Annotated in this window: 26 protein-coding genes and 1 pseudogene; 9 read left to right on the plus strand and 18 right to left on the minus strand. The window is 33.7% G+C overall.

Annotation, left to right across the window (positions count from 1 at the left end; all coding sequences use genetic code 11):
* Nucleotides 1–235 precede the first annotated feature (235 nt).
* The 4 genes from ACU8YW_RS16405 to ybaK all read right to left on the minus strand — a co-directional run bounded on the left by ACU8YW_RS16405 (nucleotide 236) and on the right by ybaK (nucleotide 4,125).
* A complete protein-coding gene (locus ACU8YW_RS16405) occupies nucleotides 236–1,252 on the minus strand; it encodes an alpha/beta hydrolase family protein (protein WP_142291781.1) in 1,017 nt (338 codons plus the stop codon).
* A gap of 13 nt (nucleotides 1,253–1,265) precedes the next feature.
* Nucleotides 1,266–2,390 (minus strand): helix-turn-helix domain-containing protein, encoded by a 1,125-nt coding sequence (locus ACU8YW_RS16410; protein WP_088064036.1) that lies wholly within the window; start codon nucleotides 2,388–2,390, stop codon nucleotides 1,266–1,268.
* A 313-nt stretch (nucleotides 2,391–2,703) separates the two neighbouring features.
* Entirely contained in the window at nucleotides 2,704–3,555 is an 852-nt protein-coding gene (locus ACU8YW_RS16415) for a P-loop NTPase family protein (RefSeq protein WP_088064037.1), read from the minus strand.
* A 93-nt stretch (nucleotides 3,556–3,648) separates the two neighbouring features.
* A complete protein-coding gene (ybaK, locus tag ACU8YW_RS16420; RefSeq protein ID WP_088064038.1) occupies nucleotides 3,649–4,125 on the minus strand; it encodes a Cys-tRNA(Pro) deacylase in 477 nt (158 codons plus the stop codon).
* 339 nt (nucleotides 4,126–4,464) lie between these two features.
* Here ybaK and ACU8YW_RS16425 point away from each other — a divergent pair.
* Both ACU8YW_RS16425 and ACU8YW_RS16430 read left to right on the plus strand, forming a co-directional pair.
* Nucleotides 4,465–5,742: pseudogene (locus ACU8YW_RS16425) on the plus strand (histidine--tRNA ligase).
* A gap of 162 nt (nucleotides 5,743–5,904) precedes the next feature.
* The gene (locus ACU8YW_RS16430) at nucleotides 5,905–6,216 is read left to right on the plus strand and encodes a hypothetical protein (RefSeq protein WP_426934016.1); all 312 of its coding nucleotides are present in this window, start codon (nucleotides 5,905–5,907) and stop codon (nucleotides 6,214–6,216) included.
* A gap of 121 nt (nucleotides 6,217–6,337) precedes the next feature.
* On the opposite strand, the gene ACU8YW_RS16435 is transcribed toward ACU8YW_RS16430, so the two are convergent.
* Entirely contained in the window at nucleotides 6,338–6,718 is a 381-nt protein-coding gene (locus tag ACU8YW_RS16435; protein WP_000340656.1) for a winged helix-turn-helix transcriptional regulator, read from the minus strand.
* A 129-nt stretch (nucleotides 6,719–6,847) separates the two neighbouring features.
* Here ACU8YW_RS16435 and ACU8YW_RS16440 point away from each other — a divergent pair, with 129 nt between their 5' ends.
* Nucleotides 6,848–7,531 (plus strand): NAD(P)H-dependent oxidoreductase, encoded by a 684-nt coding sequence (locus ACU8YW_RS16440; protein ID WP_088064041.1) that lies wholly within the window; start codon nucleotides 6,848–6,850, stop codon nucleotides 7,529–7,531.
* A gap of 155 nt (nucleotides 7,532–7,686) precedes the next feature.
* Nucleotides 7,687–7,968: a DUF1292 domain-containing protein gene (locus tag ACU8YW_RS16445; protein ID WP_002008111.1), complete on the plus strand. Its 282-nt coding sequence runs from the start codon at nucleotides 7,687–7,689 to the stop codon at nucleotides 7,966–7,968.
* Nucleotides 7,969–8,018: 50 nt separating this feature from the next.
* Here ACU8YW_RS16445 and ACU8YW_RS16450 read toward each other — a convergent pair whose 3' ends face one another.
* The 6 genes from ACU8YW_RS16450 to ACU8YW_RS16475 all read right to left on the minus strand — a co-directional run bounded on the left by ACU8YW_RS16450 (nucleotide 8,019) and on the right by ACU8YW_RS16475 (nucleotide 13,683).
* Nucleotides 8,019–9,089 (minus strand): pyruvate kinase, encoded by a 1,071-nt coding sequence (locus ACU8YW_RS16450; protein WP_088064042.1) that lies wholly within the window; start codon nucleotides 9,087–9,089, stop codon nucleotides 8,019–8,021.
* A 79-nt stretch (nucleotides 9,090–9,168) separates the two neighbouring features.
* Complete coding sequence (locus tag ACU8YW_RS16455; protein ID WP_087984155.1) at nucleotides 9,169–9,879, minus strand: hypothetical protein; 711 nt, start codon at nucleotides 9,877–9,879, stop codon at nucleotides 9,169–9,171.
* Between the two features lie 338 nt (nucleotides 9,880–10,217).
* Nucleotides 10,218–10,976 (minus strand): SDR family oxidoreductase, encoded by a 759-nt coding sequence (locus ACU8YW_RS16460; protein ID WP_088064043.1) that lies wholly within the window; start codon nucleotides 10,974–10,976, stop codon nucleotides 10,218–10,220.
* Nucleotides 10,977–11,032: 56 nt separating this feature from the next.
* Nucleotides 11,033–12,691: a putative ABC transporter permease subunit gene (locus tag ACU8YW_RS16465; RefSeq protein WP_426934017.1), complete on the minus strand. Its 1,659-nt coding sequence runs from the start codon at nucleotides 12,689–12,691 to the stop codon at nucleotides 11,033–11,035.
* A complete protein-coding gene (locus ACU8YW_RS16470; protein ID WP_088064045.1) occupies nucleotides 12,684–13,409 on the minus strand; it encodes an ABC transporter ATP-binding protein in 726 nt (241 codons plus the stop codon). The genes ACU8YW_RS16465 and ACU8YW_RS16470 overlap by 8 nt, the downstream gene beginning before the upstream one ends.
* A gap of 79 nt (nucleotides 13,410–13,488) precedes the next feature.
* Nucleotides 13,489–13,683 carry a hypothetical protein gene (locus tag ACU8YW_RS16475; RefSeq protein ID WP_088064046.1) on the minus strand — a complete coding sequence of 65 codons (195 nt, stop codon included), beginning with the start codon at nucleotides 13,681–13,683 and terminating at the stop codon, nucleotides 13,489–13,491.
* 180 nt (nucleotides 13,684–13,863) lie between these two features.
* Between ACU8YW_RS16475 and ACU8YW_RS16480 the strand changes: the two genes are divergently transcribed.
* Entirely contained in the window at nucleotides 13,864–14,223 is a 360-nt protein-coding gene (locus ACU8YW_RS16480; protein ID WP_033656368.1) for a DUF2178 domain-containing protein, read from the plus strand.
* Entirely contained in the window at nucleotides 14,211–14,411 is a 201-nt protein-coding gene (locus ACU8YW_RS16485; RefSeq protein ID WP_087984149.1) for a helix-turn-helix transcriptional regulator, read from the plus strand. Before ACU8YW_RS16480 ends, ACU8YW_RS16485 begins: the two co-directional genes overlap by 13 nt.
* A 68-nt stretch (nucleotides 14,412–14,479) precedes the next feature.
* Here the strand turns inward: ACU8YW_RS16485 and ACU8YW_RS16490 are convergent, their stop codons facing one another.
* Both ACU8YW_RS16490 and ACU8YW_RS16495 read right to left on the minus strand, forming a co-directional pair.
* Nucleotides 14,480–15,442, minus strand: a complete 963-nt coding sequence (locus tag ACU8YW_RS16490; protein WP_088064047.1) for a tubby C-terminal domain-like protein — start codon at nucleotides 15,440–15,442, stop codon at nucleotides 14,480–14,482.
* Nucleotides 15,443–15,514: 72 nt separating this feature from the next.
* Nucleotides 15,515–16,225, minus strand: coding sequence for a YjjG family noncanonical pyrimidine nucleotidase (locus tag ACU8YW_RS16495; RefSeq protein ID WP_426934018.1), 711 nt, complete (start codon nucleotides 16,223–16,225; stop codon nucleotides 15,515–15,517).
* A 295-nt stretch (nucleotides 16,226–16,520) separates the two neighbouring features.
* Between ACU8YW_RS16495 and ACU8YW_RS16500 the strand changes: the two genes are divergently transcribed.
* On the plus strand, nucleotides 16,521–16,970 hold the full coding sequence (locus ACU8YW_RS16500) for a DUF1648 domain-containing protein (RefSeq protein WP_446894114.1): 450 nt from the start codon (nucleotides 16,521–16,523) through the stop codon (nucleotides 16,968–16,970).
* A gap of 38 nt (nucleotides 16,971–17,008) precedes the next feature.
* Here ACU8YW_RS16500 and ACU8YW_RS16505 read toward each other — a convergent pair whose 3' ends face one another.
* Entirely contained in the window at nucleotides 17,009–18,031 is a 1,023-nt protein-coding gene (locus ACU8YW_RS16505) for a tyrosine-protein phosphatase (protein WP_088064050.1), read from the minus strand.
* 174 nt (nucleotides 18,032–18,205) lie between these two features.
* Nucleotides 18,206–18,928 carry a GNAT family N-acetyltransferase gene (locus tag ACU8YW_RS16510; RefSeq protein ID WP_088064051.1) on the minus strand — a complete coding sequence of 241 codons (723 nt, stop codon included), beginning with the start codon at nucleotides 18,926–18,928 and terminating at the stop codon, nucleotides 18,206–18,208.
* Nucleotides 18,929–19,051: 123 nt separating this feature from the next.
* Here ACU8YW_RS16510 and ACU8YW_RS16515 point away from each other — a divergent pair, with 123 nt between their 5' ends.
* Together ACU8YW_RS16515 and ACU8YW_RS16520 are read left to right on the plus strand one after the other, a co-directional pair.
* Complete coding sequence (locus ACU8YW_RS16515) at nucleotides 19,052–19,891, plus strand: DUF2785 domain-containing protein (RefSeq protein ID WP_088064052.1); 840 nt, start codon at nucleotides 19,052–19,054, stop codon at nucleotides 19,889–19,891.
* 17 nt (nucleotides 19,892–19,908) lie between these two features.
* Complete coding sequence (locus ACU8YW_RS16520) at nucleotides 19,909–20,358, plus strand: NUDIX hydrolase (protein ID WP_446893974.1); 450 nt, start codon at nucleotides 19,909–19,911, stop codon at nucleotides 20,356–20,358.
* A gap of 42 nt (nucleotides 20,359–20,400) precedes the next feature.
* Here the strand turns inward: ACU8YW_RS16520 and ACU8YW_RS16525 are convergent, their stop codons facing one another.
* Genes ACU8YW_RS16525 through ACU8YW_RS16535 form a run of 3 tightly spaced genes read right to left on the minus strand, consistent with a single transcriptional unit; the run spans nucleotide 20,401 to nucleotide 23,787 of the window.
* The gene (locus ACU8YW_RS16525) at nucleotides 20,401–22,890 is read right to left on the minus strand and encodes an FtsX-like permease family protein (RefSeq protein ID WP_262719477.1); all 2,490 of its coding nucleotides are present in this window, start codon (nucleotides 22,888–22,890) and stop codon (nucleotides 20,401–20,403) included.
* Nucleotides 22,887–23,645 (minus strand): ABC transporter ATP-binding protein, encoded by a 759-nt coding sequence (locus ACU8YW_RS16530; protein WP_088064055.1) that lies wholly within the window; start codon nucleotides 23,643–23,645, stop codon nucleotides 22,887–22,889. The genes ACU8YW_RS16525 and ACU8YW_RS16530 overlap by 4 nt, the downstream gene beginning before the upstream one ends.
* A complete protein-coding gene (locus ACU8YW_RS16535) occupies nucleotides 23,638–23,787 on the minus strand; it encodes a hypothetical protein (protein ID WP_087984140.1) in 150 nt (49 codons plus the stop codon). The genes ACU8YW_RS16530 and ACU8YW_RS16535 overlap by 8 nt, the downstream gene beginning before the upstream one ends.
* Nucleotides 23,788–23,848 lie beyond the last annotated feature (61 nt).

Here is a 23,848-nt window from a genome sequence, read left to right on the forward strand (position 1 = left end):
CTACACCTATATTGATTTAGATAAAAGTTTTGAAGCGGAATATGAATTTATACTTCGAACCTTATATAAACACCCCTATACAGAATTTAGTAGTATATTGAATTGATTAAGAGGATTTACTATAGCAATCTAATAACAAAAGCTTATTATCTTACTATAGAATGTACGGTCAGGGAGATATGCTTGAAACTACTAAAGAACTTATACCTATTATTAATCTAAACCAATCCGTCTTTTACAGACAGTTACTCTCCTTTCCATCTCCCTCATATTCACTTAATGTTGATGCAGGGATCTTATGCGAGATAAAACGCGCATCCATCCAATTTACAATTATTCCTTCCAACTCTGGATGAAGCGGCTTATCTGCACTTTCCGTATAAATCTTTTTAAATTGTAACGCTTTAAAATCTCCTTCAAAATACTTTAAGGTATGATCCATATTTTTTATTACGTATACTTCAGAATCACCTTGTACATAATCACCAATTCTCTTCGCTTTTTCAGGATTCGCCTGAAAATCTTTATCACCAGCAATTGCTAGTACTGGACATGTTACTTGTTGTAAATCTTTATAAATATCATGCTGAAAATGCTCTCTATACCATTTTGCGTTCATCGGTTTAAAACCAACTTTAATTGTATCTTTTTCTGTATTCATCATTTTCTCTTTTATTTTTCCCATCTGCTTCTCTCCACGTTTCTCCACATTGAGAAGGCGCATTAGTTTTCCCTTTATTCCCTTTTGTTCTTTTAATTCTTTATAAGCAATTTCTCTTTGTCTTTTCGTAGCTTCTTCTAATGATTCCGCAGCTCCTGTAAGAAGTATGAGTCCATTAACTGGTGTTCTTGCGTTTATTACACTTGCTAACATACACCCTTCACTATGACCAACTAAAATGATATTTTCCGAATCAACAAATGGCTGTTCTTTTACATACGTAATCATAGCCTCTATGTCATTAACTAAATCCCACATTCCAGTCTTCTGAAATTCCCCTTCACTCTTTCCTACCCCGCGCTTATCAAAGCGGAGCGTTACTACTCCAAGTCTCGCTATTACATGTGCTAAATCTTTGTAAATATTCGACGCAAGCTTTAACGGTACAATCATTCCATCACGATCAACTTCTCCAGAACCAGCGATAATGACAACAGCAGCATACTTCCCGTCAGCTTTCGGTTTAGTAATCGTACCTTGCAAAGTAAATTCACTATTTATCGCTACTTCATATTCGTCAAAGGTCATCATATTTGTCCTCCCTCTAATCTGTTATATCCAATTTAAATTTCAAACTCGCTATTATATTTTTGTACTCTTTTACATCTTTCATCGATGCGAAAATGGGGTTCTCTGCAATACCTTGTAGCATGCTTCGCTTTATAATATCCTCATTTCTAACCGTTTTAGCGCCAAGCGGAAATTCTGCAAACCATCCATCAATCGCATCAAAATATGAATCGCCGTGTAAATGCAGACTATTTATTGTAAAGCTAGACGCACAAACCGCTGCATATTTCCGTAACATTTCTAATGCTCTTTCAAAATTCCCTTGCATACAATATACTTGTGCAGCAGCATAGTATACTTTTAAAGTCATATTGGGATGTAATGTTTCTATTTCATATATATCTATTAACAGGAAAGCTCTATTTAAAATTACCTCTACCTTTTCAGTGTTTGAAGCATTTACTACTACATAATTCGGTATCGTCGCAACGAGGTGTATTAAATGTTGGTACATACTAATTTGCATCATTTCATTCGCCTTTTCAGCATTTCCAAGCATTTGATACGCTTGTGCGATTAAATCCTCTTCTGGAAAATTAGGACGTATCGTTTCACCAAGTAATTGAAGCACCTCATTTGGTCTATTGAATATAAGATAGCAAGTTGCTTGAAACGATACCGCCTCTTTCACAAGAGAAACATCATCACTCTCTTCCTGCACCCTGCTAAAAAGAGACATTGCCTCTTCTAAAATTCCAATTCTTTTATCCGTATCCTTTGTTAACATATGGTGGTTAATAAAAAGTAGTCCCATTTGAAGTAATAATGGAAAACAAGAATAATATTTTTTAATTATTCCCCTGCACTCCATCATTACTTCATCAAACGGTTCTTCACTAAAAGCTTCCGCTAGTCTATGATATAAATCCCTAATATCTCCCTGTTCCATTTGTGGTGTATAACAGATTAGTTCATCTATACTTATATTAAAGTACGATGCTAACAGTGGTAAAAATGTAATATCCGGATAACTCTGCCCTGTCTCCCATTTGGAAACAGACGCCTTCGTAATACCGATATACGCTGCTAACTCTTCCTGCGTAATTCCCGTTTCTTTTCTCTTATCCGCAATTATTTTATGAATATGAATCTCTCTCACTGTATCACCTCATACTTTTATTATATGTACTTTATTCTATACAAAATATGGATTTAAAGTCGACTTTCGTTAACAAAATCAACTGCTAGGAAACATCTCTCTAAAATGAAAGGCAGGAACATATTTGATATGTTCCTGCCTTTTTATTGTGGGTACCGATACTAACCATCTAGTTAAGATTTTGACATGCTTCAACATCAAATATTTCATCTCACTACAGTTTTCTATGAGAATCCAGTGAACAGATTATTTGTATAATTTTCGAAAGCTGAAGTTAAAAACCCTTAGTTTCTTGCTCACTTAAAGCACTACATTAATCTAGAAATTCAAGTGATTTCAATTTTCCAATTATCATTGACTTATATTTGATAGCTTCATACTGTGAATTATCAATTTTTGTCTTTTTTATATTTAACATATCAAATATTTCTCTTTCAATATCTCTTCTTGCTTCTAAAACTTTAATTGTTCCGTCTAAACCGTGATAGCCTTTCATTTTCCCATACCCTTGATTTGTATAATACTCAATAAATCCAGCAGACCATTCTTTTGCTCTTTCATTAAATACCTTTCTGAATGAGAATTCCAAATCATCTTGTTCTATATATAACAATACTGGATCTAATTTTTCTATGATTTTCGCTAATGCATTAATATAACTTATAACTTTCTCTTTTTTTTCACCATATTTAACCATCCCGATTGTTAATGGATTTTGTATGAAGCAACATTCAAAAATATAAATTTTATTTTCGTTGTTGGCTATTTCAACAAAATCCCTCCATTTTTCAGTTATTAATTCAATATTCCTCTCTAGCGGTAATTCATATATATCATTTTTGAAAATGGTATTTAATAAATTTTCAGGAAAATTAGAGCTGTATTCATTTTTAATTTTTTTATATGGCAATAAATAATTGTTTTCTCGCTCCGTGACTCTATCACTAATTACTTCCTTAAAATTACCACTATTCACTAACAAACTTTCGAATTCACTTTTATCAAAACAAGATACCCCATCATAATCCGCAGGGTGGTCCGGATTCCCTTCAAGAAATAACTCAGCGTCAATACTTTTTTCAATTAGAATATCGTAAAGCAAGCTTGCAGTGGTGGATTTCCCAAAGCCAGGAAGCCCTTCTACTATGATTAATTTCGTATTCAAAAAATCTACACCTTTCTAAGACAAAACGGACTAGCTACCCTATAAATTATTATCTAAACTCAATAAAACTAGAACTTCTTTTCCTATGTATCATTATTTCATTATTTCACCAAACTGCGCTCTCGTCACTTTCGCTAAGTCATCCACTTTCAGCTCAATTTGTATACCAATCTTCCCGCCGCTCACTATGATTGTTTCAAGCGATTGAGCACTCTCATCAATGCATGTAGAAAATAACTTTTTCATTCCTACTGGTGAACAACCACCGCGAATATATCCTGATACTTTCGTAATATCTTTTACGGGAATCATTTCAATCTTCTTTTCACCAACTGATTTTGCTGCTGCTTTCAAGTTCAGTTCTTCATCTACCGGAATGATAAACACATGATAATTTTTACTATTCCCTTGAGCAATTAACGTTTTATATACTTCTCTCACTTCTCGTCCAATTTTCTCAGCTACTGATACGCCATCAATTTTTCCATCGTCTGGATCATATGACATCATCGAATATTCGATTTTTTCTTTATCTAATATTCGCATCGCATTTGTTTTATCTTTTTTCATAGTGAGCTCCTTAAAAGGTTATTTCATATTATTAAGTTTTATTATACACTCTTTTCCATTTCTTCTACATAACTTCACGTATATTTCAAAACTAAAAATATTGATAATTCAAAAATCATCTGATATAATTTGGAAAAACTTATGTTAAGGAGAGATTTGTCATGCGAAATTTAAATACTTCTTTCCAACTTCATCATCATACGTAACGCCGTGTATCCGAAGAAAAATTTTTCTTCGTGGGTACAGGGCTTTTCCTGTTGACCCACGAAGCGTCCATAAAGCTATGTGGGTATTTTTATACCTGCATAGCTTTTTTTAATTTAAAAAGGAGTGATTATAATGGAAATGAAAAATGTAAAAGGAACGAAAGACTATTTACCAGAGGAACAAGTGTTGCGAAATAAAATTAAAAGAGCTTGTGAAGACACGTTCGAACGATACGGATGTAAACCGTTAGAAACACCAACGTTAAATATATATGAGCTTATGTCTTACAAGTACGGCGGTGGCGATGAAATTTTAAAAGAAATATATACGCTTAGGGATCAAGGAAAACGTGACCTTGCCTTACGCTACGATTTAACCATTCCATTCGCAAAATTCGTGGCAATGAATCCGAACATCCGCCTCCCTTTTAAGCGGTATGAAATTGGAAAAGTCTTTCGAGATGGGCCCATTAAACAAGGAAGATTTCGTGAGTTCATTCAATGTGACGTTGATATAGTCGGTGTAGAATCAGTCATGGCAGAGGCGGAACTTATGAGTATGGCGTTTGAACTGTTCCGAACGCTAAACTTAGAAGTAACGATCCAATATAATAACCGAAAATTGTTAAATGGTATTTTCGAGTCCATTAACATCCCTACTGAACGAACGAGTGACGTCATTTTATCATTAGACAAAATCGAAAAGATTGGGATTGATGGTGTACGAAAAGATGTATTAGAACGCGGAATTTCTGAAGAAATGGCTGATACGATATGTAATACCGTTTTATCTTGTCTAAAGCTTTCAATTGCTGACTTTAAAGACGCTTTCAATACTCCACTCGTTGCCGATGGAGTAAACAAACTACAACAATTACAGCAATACTTAATTGCCCTTGGAATAAATGAAAATGCTATATTCAATCCATTTTTAGCACGAGGACTTACAATGTATACAGGTACCGTGTATGAAATCTTTTTAAAAGATGGCTCGATTACATCCAGCATCGGTAGCGGTGGTCGATACGATAATATTATCGGAGCATTCCGTGGTGATAATATGAACTATCCAACAGTCGGTATTTCATTCGGTTTAGACGTTATTTACACAGCACTATCTCAGAAAGAAACAATATCATCTACAGCGGATGTATTTATCATCCCACTCGGGACAGAATGACAATGTTTACAAATTGCCCAGCAATTACGTTCTACAACTTCCTTAAAAGTCGAACTCGAACTAGCAGGACGCAAATTAAAACGGGCCCTTAATTATGCCAATAAGGAAAACATCCCTTATGTGCTTATTATTGGGGAAGAAGAACTTAGTACAGAAACCGTTATGCTGCGGAATATGAAGGAAGGTAGTGAGGTGAAGGTTCCCCTTTCTTCTTTAAATAGTTATTTATAATACGAACCACCCTCGTTTGGGTGGTTTTTCTATTTTATAGATAACGAAACCATTAGTTAACATAAAACAATTATATTCTACTAAAAATCACAAGTATTTAATATCCAATTACCTATTATTTTTGGTAATATATAGATATTAATTATTTTAGGAGGATTTACTTTGAAAACTTACATACAAGCACTAAAGTGGACTACAGGGATCTCTCACCTATTATTACTTCCTTGTTATTATTTATCTCCAAGTTTTATTAACCTAGACAGGATACCTTTACTACTATTGATTGCTTTACATATTACTACTATTTTATTAGCTAACAAAGCAGGCATGAATACGTACGCTCATTATATAGGTATTATCGTTACTCTAGTTGCCTTCTTTCCTTATATAGACGTCGTTCTACATATTATAGCAGCTGTTTTCCTTTTATTAGATGCAGCTTCTACTACTAAAAAGGAAGTTTTTAATTCATAGCAAAATCAACAGCACATCCCCAGAATAGATTCACATGCATTTTAATTACAACCAAAATTTAAGAAAGTAAAAAATAAAAGGTTTCTTCACATATGGAAAACACCTTTTATTTCTACAACTCTTAACTATTATTTTTCGTATTTCTACTCTCCAAAACTTTCTCCATATTATGAGTTGCCCATTCCATCATTAATAGAATCATTGGACGTAGTGATTCACCAAGCTCCGTTAACGAATATTCTACTTTTGGCGGCACTTCACGGTATACTTCACGATGTATAATGCCATCTGCTTCAAGTTCTCTCAGCTGCAGTGTTAACATTCTTTGTGTGATATTAGGTTTTAATCTTTTTAATTCATTAAATCTCTTTGTACCATCTAATAAATGATACAAAATAACCCCTTTCCATTTTCCGCCAATAACCTCAACCATAGCTTCCACTGGACAAGAATATTTATTTAAAAATGGGTAATTTATATTATTTTCGTTTGAACAATCCATCATAAGTCCCTTCCCTTACCAATAGTATCTTTTTTGATACTATAACACATTAATGTGCGTACTTGTATCTATGTTACTTTAAAAATATAATTTACTTACAAAAATAAATTAATGAAAAGAGGAACTTTTATGACAAATACAAAACAAATTACAAAAGAGAAAATTATGGAGGCTTTCCATTTCAGACATGCATGTAAAGAGTTCGATCCTATGCACAAAATTTCAGAAGAGGATTTTCATTTCATTTTAGAAACAGGCAGAATATCTCCTTCTTCTTTTGGTTATGAACCTTGGAAATTTATTGTCGTACAAAATAAAGAATTAAGAGAAAAACTACAACCGTATTCATGGGGCGCTGGTGGGCAACTTGCAACAGCTAGTCACTTTGTCATTGTTCTTTCAAGAAATATTAAAGATATGCATTATGATGCAGAGTATATTAAACATATGATGAACGATATTATTGGATTACCTGAAGACACTCAAAAAATTAGATATGAATTCTTCAAAAAGTTCCAGGAAACAGATTTTAACTTATTACAATCCGATCGTGCTGTATTTGATTGGGCATCTAAGCAAACTTATATTGCTTTAGGTAATATGATGACGAGTGCAGCTCAAATCGGCATTGATTCTTGTCCAATAGAAGGATTTGATAAAGAGAAAATAGATTCTTTACTTCGTCAAGAAGGCATTATAAAAGACGATAATCTTGAAGTATCTGTTATGGTTGCCTTTGGTTACCGTAAAGAAGAGCCAAAGCGTGATAAAACAAGACAAACTATGGATACAATTGTTGAATGGATTAAGTAATATAGCACTCACAAATAAAACTCCTTCTAGCTAAATACTTATTCTATTGAAGAATCAGTTGTTTTTCTAATGTATGAAATTGATTTTTCATGGAAAGATATGTTAGTATGTATACAGTTTGAGCGCTCTATTTTTTAGAGTCGAACAGGAGGAGAATGGATATGTCTGATATTGAAGTTGGCGAAGTGTTTACTCTCAGTGATGAGAATAATGAGGATCAGGAAGTAGAAGTACTCGGAGCGATGGATGTCGAAGGCGCAGAATATATTGCAGTTGCCTTCGTAGAAGACATTCAAACAGAATCTGAGGAAGACATTGATATTTTCTTTTTAAAAGTAGAAGAAGATAATGAGTTTTCATACATTGAAAATGATGAAGAGTTTGATAAAGTATCTGCTGCTTTTGATAAAATTTTGGACGAGCAAGAGCAAGAATAATAAGAATGAAAAACACGAGGGTGGATGCATATCCGCCCTCTTTTTATTTATCACTCATCCAAAGACTTATGCAACAATTCCAGTACATCTTTCATCACAAAAGGACCGTCTTTTTTCACATGCTCAGCGAATTCCGAAACGAGACGTAATGTTTTTACACTTTCAATCGGATGCTCGCCTGACGCACTTTCGGCAGAAAGCATAACAGCGTTCGTTCCGTCGAGTACAGCTTGAAACACATCAGTCACTTCAGCTCTTGTTGGAATAGAATGATCTACCATAGATTGAAGCATTTGTGTTGCTGTAATAACATATGTATTCGTTCGATTACATTCCTGAATCATCATTTTCTGCAAGAGCGGAATAAATTGATACGGTAACTCTACTCCTAAATCACCCCTTGCAATCATAATTCCGTCTGCTTCTTTACATATATCTTGAAAATTCCCGATCGCTTCCATTGTTTCTATTTTGGCAATTACATTAGGTGACGTTTCTTTGTACTGTTGTATATAATCTCGTATTTCTTTTATATGACTAGGTTTCCGTACGAAAGAACATGCGATAAAATCAACATCCTCTTCTAGAAGAAACTGAATGTCTTTTTTATCTTTCTCTGTAATAGCTGGTAAACTAACGATTGCCCCTGGTAAATTCACCCCTTTATGAGATGAGATATTACCACCTGTTTTCACCTTTGTTTCTATTTTTTCCGTACTTATCTTTTCAACGATTAACTCAACTTCGCCATCATTAATTAAAATTCTACTTCCCACTTTCACATCATTCGCGATTCCTTCATAATCAACATTTGCTTCTCTATTGCTCCCTGTAACTGGTTGCGTATGTAAAATAAAAGAATCTCCCGCCTGAAGTGTAATTTGTTCTCCTTTTACTTCACCTAACCTTATTTTAGGACCTTGTACATCGCCTAAAATTTTAATAGAATCGTCTAACGATTTGACTAAACGAATGATGCCTTTATGACTTTCATGCGTGCCATGTGATAAATTCAAGCGCACTATTTTCATACCATTGTTTATTAACTGCGCTAACGTTTCTTTATTATGGCTTGCTGGCCCAATTGTACAAACTCGATCTATTGTCATTTTTATCACCATCCTTTTTCGTTAGGTTTCCCATAAACTTTACTTACACTCTCAACACAAAAAAGCCTACTTCCACAGTAGGCTTTTCAAACTACGAAAGTTTCGTTAATAACTGAGTTAAATCTTTTTTCGTTTTCGTCGTTAATGATTTCATTTTATTAATATCTATCTTTTCTTTCTCCGCTCCTACAATTAACGGATACATACTTTGTCCGATTGTTTTATATTCAGCTGGGTGAGATGCTTCTAACTCTTTCTCGATTACATCCCACTTTTCATTAATTTGTTTTCCAAGTTTATTTACTGTTTCTAATTTCGGATTTGCAGCTAATTGCTTGTCTAAACTATCAACTAATGCAGCAACTTCTTTTACATTTGTTTTCACAGCTACGCTTTTCTTCGGATCTTTCGTTGTTTTTCCGTTTGAGTTTGTACTTGTACTTTGATCTGTTGTTTTTCCGCTAGTCGTTTCGTCATTCGTTTTTCCTGTCGTCTCTTTTTCTTTTGTTTTCACATTCTCATTTTGAGATGACGTTTTACCGTTACTCTCTGTTCCTGATGATTCTTTCGTATTTTTTGCATCCTTATCTGTTTTTTCATTTGAAGAAGTATTTGTATCTTTTTCAGTATCTTTCGTTGTTTTTGACGTCTCATCTGCACTTGTCGTTTTTGATTCTCCTTCATTTTGCGCTGTTACTTGCTCTTTCTTTTCTGTCTCTTTATCTGCTGAAGGACTACAAGCTGCCATAGTAAGCATTGTACCAATTGTTATCGATGCGATAGCGACCTTTTTCATTTTCATATAAATCCCCCTATGTTTACTTTATTTATCCTCCCCTTTACGATTCGATTTCCCCTTAAAAAATCCCTTTTCACATGAATCACCATCTTTCCGACAGTAATCTTCATAATAATACGTACAAAAACTGATAAACCCATTTGAATATTCGAGTTTCTTCTACTTCATTTTTCTTCTCTGTAGTAAAAGAAAAAGAGTATATTGTCAAATGAAGAATTACTATCTTCATATGACGATATACTCTCCTATCAAATTTTTATCTTTCTTGACATTTTATTCAAACAAAAAAATAAAATTTTCTTTTATTTTTTTGTTTCTCAACAATTGTTAACATAATATATTTATGAGTAACCACCGTTCGAATGAATGACTTGCCCCGTAATCCATTTTGCTTCTTCACTTACTAAAAAAGAAATTAAGCGTGCTGCATCTGACGGTTCTCCTACTTTACCTTGTGGGAACTTCCATACTAAATGATGCTTCAGCTCCTCTGTAATCCATCCTGTATTCGTCGGTCCTGGATCAACAGCATTCACTGTAATCCCCTTCTCCATCGCAACTGGTGCTACTGATTTTGTAAATGCTTCAATTGCTCCTTTCGTTGCTGCGTATGCTAGTTCATCAGGCATTGGCCCTAGTGACTGTCCTGAAGTAAGGTTAATAATACTTCCATTCGTTTTCAGTGCATAATGTTTTATAAATAATGAACTTAATAACATAGTAGCGCGGGCATTTACTGTATAATGTTTATCTAGCTGTTCTACATTTAATTCTTCAATTCTCGTATGTTTAGAATACGCTGCATTATTAATTAAAATAGATGGATCACCTAAACGTTCTGAAACCATATAAAACAAACGATTTGGCGAATACGACTGTGATAAATTGATTTCTGCCATTTCACATCGAACACCTAAACTTTCAATCTCCTCTTTCAACAAAAAGGGCTCTTTGTCATGCATTCCCCACGGCATCGCTTTATCATACTGAGACCAGTACGTGAAAAAAATGTCTATCCCTTTTTGAGCAAGCACCTTGCATACAGCTGCACCAATTCCATTCAGACGAGTTGCCCCTGTTACAATTGCTATTTTCTTCACCTTTTCTCCTCCATCTATGGATAAATCCCCTGCACGAATACAGAGGATCTATCTTTTTATTCAATATTTGATAATATGCGTTCTGCACCTAATTTTAAAATTTTAATGAAGATATAATTTACAATCGTAAACATTACAAATAAAACGATAAACATAACCCACAGTCCTACTTGAAGGAAGAAGTATAATAGACTTACTCCCGCTACAATAACTAAAGCTATAAAAATATTAGCTAAAAAGTTCCACAAAGTTGTATATCGGCTCTTAAATAATTTCTGCTCTGTATCCCAATGTATATCTGCAGTTTGTGCATCCCAGCGTGTACCAATTAAATTAATTAACAGTAAACCGTTCGCACTTAGTAAAAACCACAGTAACATGAATACAGGAGAAATCCCAGCTACAACTGCCATCGTAATACCGAATACTGCTAAAATAATCACATTAATTAACCAAGCAGTAATCGCTTTCGCAAAAAAGATATCCGAAGCTTTTACAGGTAAATAACGATTCACAAACCAAGAGCTTCCATCACGTGAAAATGATGTTGTTGCGATAACGTTACTTCCCATTAAAAATAACGATGCACAAAGTCCTACACCAATCGCCAATCCTGCTGATTTTGGGTTATCAATATACCCTGTAATCCATTTTAAATTCCCATCTTGCACGAATAAAACAAAGAATAACATAATCGGCATAACGAAAGTTTGTACGATACAATTTAAGAAAAATTGCGGTGTACGGAATAACGTTTTAAATTCTTTTTTCACATACGCTTTTAAATGTGAACTTTGTACCGTTGATTTTTGTAAACCTTCTGCTGAAATGACCTCTTTTTTTGCTGTACTCGTTGAAAGTCCAATAACCCCTTTTAAATATGTACGCTCTGCAATGTAATAAAACAACACAAAAAATACAAATGAAATAAGTGCAAAGATTATTACGTATAAAGGTCCCTTCCAATTTGCATTTTCTACTAACGCCACTGCTCCAAAATATGTAGTTGGAAAATAATTTGTCATTTGTACTAAAAGAGAAGATTGGTTGTTCGCAAGATAATTCGTAAGCGCATCTTCAGAAAACGAGCTTTTATTTTTCCACTGTAAAAATACATTAATTCCTACAATAAATAGTATACTTACGATTCCAATAAATATATTGCCTCGATCTTTGTTTTTCGCTATATTTGTATACCTCATAATAACTGTCATCAGTAATGAAGCTAATACTAACGGCACAATCGGGAAGAGTAAGTAAATAAAAATCATGTATATATAATATGTAATAAATGCGCTACTTTTTAACCCGTACGTAATAAAGATTGGTAATAAAATAAATGAACTCATTACGTATTGTGTAAGTAATACCGTTAAAAATTTTGCCGAAATAATTTGTGCTGGTTTTAATGGTAATGGCAATAACATTTCAATGTCATTACTGTAGTAAAATACAGTTAAAATGTTCGTTATACTCATTAAAAATACCCATATACTCGCAATCGCAAGTCCCATTGCGATAATCATTCCTGGGTCTTGCCCTAAATGTTTCATACCCTCATACATTCCGTGCGTCATCGAACCAAATATTAAAAAGCCAACAAATAAAATGGCTGCAAATGAAAATACATACGCCCATCGCTTCTTCTTATCTGTTATGAAATCTGCATAATTTAATTTCAATAATACTTTCGTTAACGTCCAAATTTTACTCATTGCCCGTCATCTCCAAGAACATTTTTTCAAGTGATTCATTGGATTTAAAATGATCTCTCATTTCATCTAAATTCCCTTTAAACTGAAGATTTCCCTTATTAATAATCGCAACGCGGTCACATATTTTTTCCGCTACTTCTAATACGTGTGTAGAGAAAAATACAATCTTTCCTTTATCCGCATGTTCTCTCATCATTTCTTTTAAAATATATGCAGATTTCGGATCAAGCCCCGTTAACGGTTCATCTAAAATCCATACATCTGGCTCATGCACGAGCACACCAATAATAACGATTTTTTGTCTCATACCATGCGAGTAACTTTGAATTTGATCCGATAACGCATTGTAAAGATCAAATTTCTTCGCTAAAAACTCAATTCGTTCTTGTCGCACTTCTTTCGGCACTTCATACATATCTGCCATAAAGTTTAAATATTCAATTCCCTTTAAACGTAAAAACATATCTGGGCTATCTGGCACATAACCAAACGTCTTCTTCGCTTCCATCGGATTTTTCATAATATCTATACCGTTAATCGTAATCGTCCCTTTGTCCACCCCATGAATACCAGTAATCATTTTAATTGTCGTTGATTTACCCGCACCATTCGGCCCTAGAAATCCAAAAATTTCTCCGCTAGGCACAGATAAACTTAAATCTTTTACTGCATAGGTAGACCCATTATAACTTTTTGACACATTCGTAATTTCAATCATTCCATCCAATCCCTTCCTTAATTACCAAATAACTATATTAACATTATAGCATACTTCTATTTTTTTATTTTTCAGTTTTTTAACCTTTAAAATAAATATACAAACCTAATCCAACGATTAAAACGATAGCTAGTATAATATAAATCATCGTCAGCCGTTTAATATTCCCTTTTGTCGCTTTACTATAATTCGCATCACCATTTCGCCCAATTAACACCGTCGCCACTACAGTAATGACTACAAGTAATACAACGATCATGATCCAAGTTAACATTCCTTCCTCCCCCCTCCTTACAACCATTTTACAATATTATCCTCTTTATTTCGCAGTATATTTCCTCTTTTTACTATTATTATGAAAAGAATTGGAAAACTATTATTACTATACATTTTTATATGTGATATATTTATAACATAACGTGATTTATTTCTAACACTGAAAGGAGAATCTATCGTGAAAACAACTTGGATAAAATATTTAGGATTTCTCGGTTTCTTCGGTTTCCTCGGCTTTTTTTATGAAAAAGGATTGTTTACTATGTTTTGTTTCTTCTCCTTTTTCACAACGTATAGAACGGTTCAACACGATGAACTATTTGAACAAATCGTCAATAAATCGTGCCGCAATGCATTTATCGTTACATTACTAACGACCGCTATCATTATGTTTATTGAAATGTTATTTCCAAACCCGGCGCTACAAGAGATTGATATCGCTCTTATTTTCAGCACACTCATTCTTACGTTCGGCTTCTCTATGTTCTTTTATGATAAACCTGTTGATGAAATGGAAGATGCGCCATGGCGTTCGTAACGAGAATAAAAGAATACCGCGCCAAATCGAACATGACACAAGAAGATTTAGCGAAAACTGTTGGTGTACGTCGTGAAACGATAAGCCATCTCGAAAAAGGAAAATATAACCCTTCCTTACAACTCGCTCACGATATAGCGAAGGCACTTCATAGTACGATTGATGAGATTTTTATTTTTGAGGATTAATTAAGGACACAAAATCACATAAAAATACCGGCATCCTTCCCATGAAGAATGCCGGTATTTCTCATTTATCAACCATACAAAACAGCATGAAATACGCCTAACAGTAAGTATTGATCTTCTATATAATCTTCATCATATACATCCATCTCGATATAATACATATCTTCCTCAGGACGAATATTCCAATCTGCGATTACATAGCCGTTTCGTAATAACTTTCCAAGCCCAATTGAAGTTTTGTGAACAACATATTCTTCTCCCTTATATGTAAAAGTAAATAAGAAATTTGCATCTAATAACTTTCCGTCACATACAAGTATTTCATGCTCTGCATCATTATTATCGATGTACGTTACTAAAATTCTTCTTTGACGCTGCCTACTTACATCCTTTGCAATGACACGAATATTGTCCTTACTATCCTTTATTTCATAAATGATATTACTACCGACTTTCGGAATGAAGTCTAGCACTTTCATCAACGCATTTTTATAATAGCCCCGTACTACGCCTACTCCTTCGCTTCCATTGTAAACCTCTATTGAAGTCGTATCCGCTTTACTATCACACAGTCGTTTATAAGAAAGCTGCATCATTCGCTCTCCTCTTAAGTACTGATCAAACGTCACAGGATATTCTATCGCGCGCAGCTCCTTATTGAGCTCATTCAAATAACGCCCAACGCTTTCTACTAATACTGTAGTGGATATACGCTCCTGAAGTTCAAATTGCTGCCAACTAGAAGCAACTCTCCACTGATCTTCCTCTTCATATAAGAATCCGAGAATTACTTCCTCACGGTTACTCGTTTCATAATTCAACTGTTCGTTCTTCCCATGTTGCACTTGTTCCATCCACTGTCCTAAATAAATGCCGAGCTCTGCGACCTTCATACATGACTTTTGAAAAAGTACTCTGTCACCCACATGAATCGTTAAATCCCCTTCAATAAAGCCATTTGCATAAGCAGCATACCGTGGCTCATCTTTCTGCGGAATACTTTTGTCTAACTCAAATAAAAACGTTAACATCTTTCACTCACCTCTAGTTATTACACCGATCGTACCTATAAATTGAACGCAACTCAAATTATATCGACACGATTAAAATGAAACTACCTTTTCTTCCGCCACTTCCACAATTTCTAAAATTTGTAGCAGGCTCTCCACTTCATAAGTCGGCTTAACATCTGTCTTATTTTCTTTCAAACTTGGATTATACCAACACGTATCAATGCCGTAATCTTCTCCGCCTTTCATATCAGAAGTTAGCGAATCTCCGACCATTAGTACACTTGATTTATCAGTAATCCCAAACTTCTCAAATGCATAATCAAAAATCTCACGCGCTGGTTTTTGATGACCAACCTCTTCTGAAATAATAATATGATCAAAGAAGTTACATAAAGGCGAATTTCCAATTCTCGATTGTTGCACCTTCGTATATCCATTCGTAATAATACCTAACTTGCAATCTTGTAGTTTCTCACATAATTGTACTGCACCTTCTATAAGATGTACTTCTTTCCCTAAGTTTTCAAGGTATACATCATTAAATTGCTGCGCATCTACTTCTATATTATGCAGTGCAAATAATTGTCTAAATCGATCTACCGCTAATTCACTTAGTGTAATCATTTTATTTTCTAAATCTCTCCATAATCCATTACTAATCTCTTTATAACTTGCAAGATAATCATCATACCCTGTAGGCATGCCAAACTGTACAAACGCGTTATGTAATGCGTTTCTTTCCGTCTCAGGAAAATCTAATAATGTATCATCTACGTCGAATAATATAACTTTGTATTTCATTATGCTCTCCTCAACTAGTACGTTATTTACAACTTGTATTTTCTCATTAATCGTCTCTTAAGTCGAACTTTTTCCCTTTACGAATAATAGCTGTACAGCAATCTTAAAGTTGTTTCAGACACACGAATCATGTTATTCAAAAATAATTAATTGTGAAAATACTATAAATTTGAGATAATTTGGATAATGAATCCAATTTTAAAAAAGGGAATACAGGAATAGAAAGGGGCGGAAAGACATAGTAAATTCATGGGGAAGACCTAAAATACAAATCCCAAAAACAAAAAGTGAATGGATTGGAGATATCATTGGATATTCATTATTCTTTGGATCAATCATTTTTTTGATTATCATTTGGGGAAGATTACCCGAGGAAGTACCCACACATTATAACGCATATGGGGCTGTAGATCGCTGGGGATCAAAGTGGCAACTTTTGCTTCTACCAGGAATTGGGGCATTCATACTCCTTTTAATGCAAACTTTAGAAAAGTTTCCAGAAGTTCATAACTACCCACAAAGACTGCATGAATCGAATGCTCCGCTGTTTTATTTAAATAGCAGAAAAATGCTTAATCAATTAAAAAATGTCTGTTTACTTATTTTTGCTTTCATCCAATTTGAAACAATTTCAATAGCTTTATATTGGAGCGGCGGTTTCGGAAAATTATTTTTACCGATATTGTTAATTGGGACAGTTATTCCAATTGTCATAGGAATAATAAGACAACGAAAAATTTCATAATAGAAACAGGAGGCTAATCCAATTAGCCTCCCTCCTCATTATTTATCCTCTAGCAATAACACTTTCATGTCTTCTAACGACTCTTTCGTATAGCCAAGTGCTTTTTCAGCATACACTTCAACTGAACCGTATTGCTTTTTCACTTCATCAATCGCAGCTTGTAAATATTCAGCGCGCGCTTCAAACATTGCGCCTAATATTGCTCTACTTTCATCGTTTTGTAGTTTTGCACCTAAAAAAGTCATCATTTTTTCATTTAATTTTTCACGGAAGCCGTTACTTAGTAAATAGTCTTCCATTACTGTTTTTTCCGGTACACCTAGTAAAAGTAATAATAGTGCTGATCCGAATCCAGTACGGTCTTTTCCAGCTGTACAGTGGTTTACTAACGGTAAGTTTTCTGGGTTTTGTGCTAAGTTTAAGAAGCTCACGAATGCTTCATTACCACTTACGAAATCTTGATTCATTTTCACAAGATACTCGCCTGGTTTCCCTAACATAGAAAGGTCACCAACTTGGAAAAATTCATTTATGTTCAAGTCTTTTGCCAAGTCTTGCATAACTGGTAAGCACACTTGACGAGCACCCGTAATCTCTGGATTCGGCTTATGCTTCACTTCAAAATCTGTACGGTAGTCACAAATTAATTTTAAGCCAGACTTTTGTAAATAGTCGATATCCCACTCTGTTAGTCCTGCTAATTCTTCAGAACGGTACAACTTGCCCCATTTTACTTTACGGCCTTCAGTCGTTTCATATCCTCCCATATCACGGAAGTTAAACGCGCCTTGTAATGGCAATCTACGCTCAGCTACTGTCACTGCTTGTCCATTACTTCCTACTAGTCTAAAATATGGACGTTCAGTTTCACTCGGGTTTTGAACTGTACATGATGATTCTCCATTTACCGTTGCAAGTAATTCTCCCGTTTCTTCAATATGCTCTGGTGAAGTACTCCAGTAAATGCGAACTTCTTCTATATTATTTTCCCACTTTATATATAACGTATTGTCTTCATTTCTTTCTACAGTTGCTTGTAACCAATTTCTTTGCTGCTCCATTCTTTCACCAACACTTTCTCGTATAATCGAATCTTTCTCTATTGTATTATAGGAATATCTATTTTGTCGTTCTCATTTTTCTTTTTATCTTACAAACAGGCTAGAAGTTCTTTTACTTGTTCAAAATTTGTACACGGATTCCCGTTAAACAAGTTCAAGAACCTTTTCCCCCTCCTAAAACCTTCTCACATATCGCTCAGTACAACTTAACAACTGACATCCATTCTTTTCAAAAACATCCTTCATCCACTCATTTTGTACATTTGTCTCGCCAATATAATAAGATGCGCCTATTTCTTTTAAGACAAACATTGCCCCTGTAAAGAACGCTGCTTCATACCCTTTATTTCGCATATTTGGAGCAACTGCGAAATACATTAGTTTTCCTTCTTCTAACGTACCACTCTCAATATGCGGGATTACAATTCCTACCGGCTCTTCATCGACACTCGCTGTTAAACAATGCTCTTTCCATTGCTCACCAATTTCTTGTAGCATCATATTTACAAAGTGATCATAATCAATTTGTTCTCCCGTCACTTCATTCCACAGTGAATAAAAAGCGTCTTCGCCTATCTCTTCAATAAGCTTAAAATCAATCTCACTTTCTACACCTTCTACTTCATATATATCCTTAAATACAATCATGTTTTCAGTAGCATATTCAAATGAATACGTTTCGAAAGATTTCTTATATACATCATAATTTGGGCTTTTTGAAGAAATTTCAAAATGTAAGTTTTCTATTCCCTCTTTTTCAGCCTCAGCAATGCAATACTGCACTATTTCTTCTAATTGCTCTTCTGTAAAAAGCTCTGCATTATTTTCTTTTATCATAATAGAAGAAGCATTTCTTCTTATTTTAAAATGTTTTTCTAACTGTTCTATAGTCATCATATACTTCCCTCATCTATGTCATACTCGAATTTCTACTTGTTCTCCTTGCATGAGCAGGATTGTCCTTGAATATATAGAATACTAGAAAACATCGCATCTTTAAAGTGCGGAGGAGGTTCTCCATTGGATATTACAACGTTACAACAACAGTTAGAGCTTATACAACAAAATGACTATACGCAACTGCAACATATAGATATAAATGAGTTAACACTCAACATGCTTCAGTATATCGGAACGACTGATAGTTACGTTCGTTACCAACTTATATATAAATGTTTTGCACATTTCATTCATCATGAATTCCTTATGGATGATCAGCTGAAATTACTTTTACAAACTTGTTTAAGTGATGAGTATTTATATTGTGACATTTACTCCCCGCATACAGATGGGGTTTTCACACGTTCTTATACTGTTTCGTTACTTGCGTTAATACTCCAATTCGCTAACTCGCACTACTTTTTTACAGAAGAGGATATTGAAGACATAAAAAACAAACTCATTACATACACAAACTTAGAAACAGATTTCCGAGGCTATATTGAAAATAAAGGATGGGCTCATTGTCTTGCCCACGTATCTGATGCCTTTACTGAAATTGTTCACAATTCCTATACGACTTTTGAGTGGTATGAAGAATTAATTCATTGTTTATTGAATAAAATCTTCATTCCATCTGACCTTTTTCATAATAATGAAGATGAACGAATTGTTACACCGTTACTATCGATGCTATATCATGATTTTCCGCAAGATGAGTTAATTTCAATTATTTATAAAAAAATAAAAAGGCTTCCTCAAATTAGAAAACGCCTTTCGCTTAATGAGTATTGTATATTATGTGCCAACATTAAAACCTTTTTACGCACATTATTTTTCAGAACGAAAGATGATCATAACTTAGCCTATACAGCACGTAAAACAGAAAGAATGTTAAAAGAACTTCCTAACTATTATTAAAAGCAAGGAGAAATAACATGGGTTATATTGAAGACATGAGAAATTTAGTAGGAAATCATCCACTTATTTTAATAGGTTCACACGCCATTATATTAAATGAGAAAAATGAAATATTACTGCAGCTACGTACAGATTTTAACCGCTGGGGCATTATTGACGGGGCCTTAGAATATAACGAAACGTTAGAAGACGCTTTAAAGCGAGAAGTGTATGAGGAAACTGGACTTATTATTAAAAATCCAGAACTATTCCGTACATACTCAGGACCAGATTTCTTTCAAATCTATCCAAACGGCGATCAAGTACACGGTGTACTCGTTGTTTATATTTGCCGCGAATTCAATGGCGAACTTGTATGCGACCAAACGGAATCGAAAGAACTGCGCTTCTTTCCGCTAGATGAGTTACCTAGTAATCTTCCTTCTGTTATTGAGAGGATTGTTACTGACTTTCAGAATTCGAATTGAACTATTAATATAGTCAAGATGAGATTCACCTTGACTATATTTTTATTTATTATCCTTATTTAACTCTTGTACAATATCCCTTTTTCCTATTCTATTAGCAAAAGGTAGAAAAATAATAAGGACTATTCCAAACATCCCCGCTATTACCGTTACGATAAGTTTGAAATTAAAAAATAAAGGTGTACGATCTATTATACTTACCATATAGGTTAATAATGTTCCTATCACAACGCCTAGCACTATTCCAATAAGTACATATAATTTAACTTGCGTCAAAATAACTTGTACAATCCCCTTTTTCTTAACTATTATTGCTCGTAAAATGGCAAACTCTTTTCTTTTAGATTGAATATTATTTATAAGTGTATTACATACCCCTAATGTTACACTTAACAAAATTACTATAATAACAACAATGAAGATGGACCATCTTTGCTGAAACATTAAATTAGATTGTTTTAACGATTGGGTATAACTACTTATTTTTAATTGTGGATATTGACCTTTTAATTCCTTTAATTGCTCCAACGTCTCTCTCTCATTATTTGAACTAATAAATGCACGCTCAAAAACTGTATAATCTTGTTTATATGTTACATTACTCCAATCCATAAGTACCGCAGGAGAATTCGGTAGCTCATTAACAATTAACCCAATTTCCACCTTACTAGTCGGTCTAACTTTTTGTTCCTGTTCTGAAAATAGACCCAATTGAACGATATCACCTACATGAAGTTTATACCGCTCTGCTAACTCTTCGGTAATAATTATACTATTCTCCAAATTCGCAGGTACTTCTGGCAGTAATCCTTGCTTTTCCATTTCTTTCAAATCACCTAAATTATAGTCAAAAGTAATATATTTTTCACCTTGCTTTAATTCTGCAAGTGAGTTCGTACTAATTGTACTAGCTCCTTTTACACTACTTATTTCTTTAAATATATTTTGTATATGAGGTGAGGAAATTGTTGAATCATTATTCAAACGATTTTCTACAACAATATGTGTTGGAAATTCTCGTTTTAAATATCTTTCATTATTTTTTTGCATCGTTTTAAATATAGTGGATCCGAAGACAACTATCACCATCATTGTACTTATCATTAAGATAACAAATGTATTTTTCCTTACTTGCGGAATTACATTTTTAATAGCAACAAATGTATTCCTTCCAAATATTTTTTTCATTATAGGTAGACATGCTATTAATATCGAAGAAAGATAAATAGGAAATAATATATACACCCCTAAAACAAGAAATATAGACCCTATTAATATCACTATCGCCTGCGTATCTCCCGTATTTGCTACAAATCCACCTAAAACAGTTAAAAATATGCTACTAATTAAAAGGAACTTCCCCATCATACTGCGTGTTTTTTTATTAGAAAAGTCGGATTCCTCATTTTCGCGCATAAGCTTTACTGGCAATATTTTCGAACTTCTGTATGAAGGATATAACATAAACAATTCAATAAAAAAGATACTACAAATCATTGTTACAATTGCTATTTCATAGTCGAAACTCATTGTATTAATTTGAAAAGCAAATACATGCTCTAGCCAACTTTGTAAAAAACGGTTACTTATTACAGCTAGTAACAAACCAAATATTCCACCAAAGAAATTAATTACACTACATTGAATAAATATAACTTTAAACATTTGTTTCGTTGTTGCTCCCATTGATCGCATAATAGCAAATTGACTTTTATATTTATATAAAAACACTTCAAAATTAGACATTAATAATAACGATGTAATAATAAGTATTAATACAGATACAATAACTATAAAAATATGTAATGACACTAAGTTACTTTTTAAAAACTCGTCTTCCTCCGCAATATCGATTCTTAATTCTTTGTCTATTTTATGAATTTGACTAGACAATGCTAGTACATCTGCATTCTCTTTTGCTTTTATCAACACATAAGTAGCCTCATTGTGTTTACCCGTTTTTTCATATACGTGCTGTTTCACCGCACCTTCCGATAAAACGAGTATGTCTGGAGCTGAACCTCCAGCTTCTATATCAGGTAAAATTTCTTTTACTACATAGAATTTATTTTCTATTTCAACCTTTTCCCCAACTTTTACTTGTAAAGTTTCCGCTAATCCATCATTTAATGTTACTTCTTCATTTGATAGATTTTTAGAGAAGTGATATCGACTTTTAGATAACGAATCATTTTGAACACCTACTGTATAAATAGTTGTATTCAATTTATTCACTTGAAAATGATTTACCAATACTTTTGACATGTATTCAATATTTCCTTGTTCCTTAATATTTTGTAGTAAAGATTTATCCATCAATTTATTTTGATCAGGGTTATATCCAACAGATAAATCCATATCTCCATATAAATTTTTAACTTCATTTATAACAGACTGTTTGGCATGACTCGAAAATACAATCATCGTAACAATTAGAGAAACAGCCAACATAACGCTAACTATAGAGGAAATAGCAGTAAATTTATTCATCTTAAAAAAGCGTAAACCTAATCCTCGTACTGATTTTATCATTTTGATTTCTCCATTAATTTTTTAAATTTATCTAAAATAATATTCATATCATTTACTCCATGAGAACACGTATAATCATCAACAACTTCTCCATTATGAAAGAAGAGAACCCGATCTGCATACGTAGCAATGTGAGGATCATGAGTAACAAGAATCATACTTTGATTAAATTTTTGTTTCATATCGACTAGTACTCGTAAAATATCATTAGACGTATTGAAATCTAAATTTCCAGTAGGTTCATCTGCAAGAACAATTGGAGGAGATGTTATTAATGCCCTACCAATTGCAACACGCTGTTGTTGTCCCCCAGAAAGCTGAACTGGTCGATGATTTCTCCAATTTACTAAACCAAGAACATCTAATATTTTATTTGTTTTTTCTCGTATCTCCTCTTCTGAATCAGTTGATAATATGAGGGGTAACGCAATATTTTCTTCTACAGATAAATCCTTTAATAAATGAAATGACTGAAATATAAATCCTATGTTATCCCGCCTGTACTCCGTTGCATATGGTTCAACAAACATATTTTTAGGGACTTCACCATTTACATATACGACTCCCTCATCAGGTTTGTCTAAAGCACCAAGTATGTTAAGCAATGTACTCTTCCCAGACCCACTCGTTCCCATTACAGCAAGGAGTTCTCCTTTATTTAACTCCAAAGATACATTTTGTAAAGCTCTAACATTTGTATCTACACTCTCATAAGTCTTACTTAAACCTTGAACTGCTAACACAATTTCACTCATCTTTATTCACCTCAACATGATTAAATGTTACTTCCTCCATCAGATTAACTTGAATTAAAATTTTTTCTTTTAAATTACTAGGTGGTACAATTTCTGTTCCTATTTGAACTAGCAACATTTTTAATTGGAGAATTGTAACCATTTCTATCCCTCCCTCACTCTATATTGGTAACAAATTTAAATTTCGTTCGATTTTTTTATAA

The organism is Bacillus pretiosus (assembly GCF_052947655.1).

Coding starts and splice junctions, on each gene's coding strand:
- ACU8YW_RS16470 (WP_088064045.1), bottom strand. CDS start 13,409: ATGATTGAAATTACGAATGTGTCAAAAAGTTATAATGGGTCTACCTAT.
- ACU8YW_RS16525 (WP_262719477.1), bottom strand. CDS start 22,890: ATGATAAAATCAGTACGAGGATTAGGTTTACGCTTTTTTAAGATGAAT.
- ACU8YW_RS16455 (WP_087984155.1), bottom strand. CDS start 9,879: ATGAAAATGAAAAAGGTCGCTATCGCATCGATAACAATTGGTACAATG.
- ACU8YW_RS16490 (WP_088064047.1), bottom strand. CDS start 15,442: ATGTTAACGTTTTTATTTGAGTTAGACAAAAGTATTCCGCAGAAAGAT.
- ACU8YW_RS16475 (WP_088064046.1), bottom strand. CDS start 13,683: ATGTTAACTTGGATCATGATCGTTGTATTACTTGTAGTCATTACTGTA.
- ACU8YW_RS16535 (WP_087984140.1), bottom strand. CDS start 23,787: ATGGTTACAATTCTCCAATTAAAAATGTTGCTAGTTCAAATAGGAACA.
- ybaK (WP_088064038.1), bottom strand. CDS start 4,125: ATGAAAAAAGATAAAACAAATGCGATGCGAATATTAGATAAAGAAAAA.
- ACU8YW_RS16530 (WP_088064055.1), bottom strand. CDS start 23,645: ATGAGTGAAATTGTGTTAGCAGTTCAAGGTTTAAGTAAGACTTATGAG.
- ACU8YW_RS16495 (WP_426934018.1), bottom strand. CDS start 16,225: ATGAAATACAAAGTTATATTATTCGACGTAGATGATACATTATTAGAT.
- ACU8YW_RS16520 (WP_446893974.1), top strand. CDS start 19,909: ATGGGTTATATTGAAGACATGAGAAATTTAGTAGGAAATCATCCACTT.
- ACU8YW_RS16435 (WP_000340656.1), bottom strand. CDS start 6,718: ATGGATTGTTCAAACGAAAATAATATAAATTACCCATTTTTAAATAAA.
- ACU8YW_RS16510 (WP_088064051.1), bottom strand. CDS start 18,928: ATGATGACTATAGAACAGTTAGAAAAACATTTTAAAATAAGAAGAAAT.
- ACU8YW_RS16440 (WP_088064041.1), top strand. CDS start 6,848: ATGACAAATACAAAACAAATTACAAAAGAGAAAATTATGGAGGCTTTC.
- ACU8YW_RS16450 (WP_088064042.1), bottom strand. CDS start 9,089: ATGGTGATAAAAATGACAATAGATCGAGTTTGTACAATTGGGCCAGCA.
- ACU8YW_RS16405 (WP_142291781.1), bottom strand. CDS start 1,252: ATGATGACCTTTGACGAATATGAAGTAGCGATAAATAGTGAATTTACT.
- ACU8YW_RS16465 (WP_426934017.1), bottom strand. CDS start 12,691: ATGAGTAAAATTTGGACGTTAACGAAAGTATTATTGAAATTAAATTAT.
- ACU8YW_RS16485 (WP_087984149.1), top strand. CDS start 14,211: ATGGCGTTCGTAACGAGAATAAAAGAATACCGCGCCAAATCGAACATG.
- ACU8YW_RS16445 (WP_002008111.1), top strand. CDS start 7,687: ATGGATATGTCTGATATTGAAGTTGGCGAAGTGTTTACTCTCAGTGAT.
- ACU8YW_RS16505 (WP_088064050.1), bottom strand. CDS start 18,031: ATGGAGCAGCAAAGAAATTGGTTACAAGCAACTGTAGAAAGAAATGAA.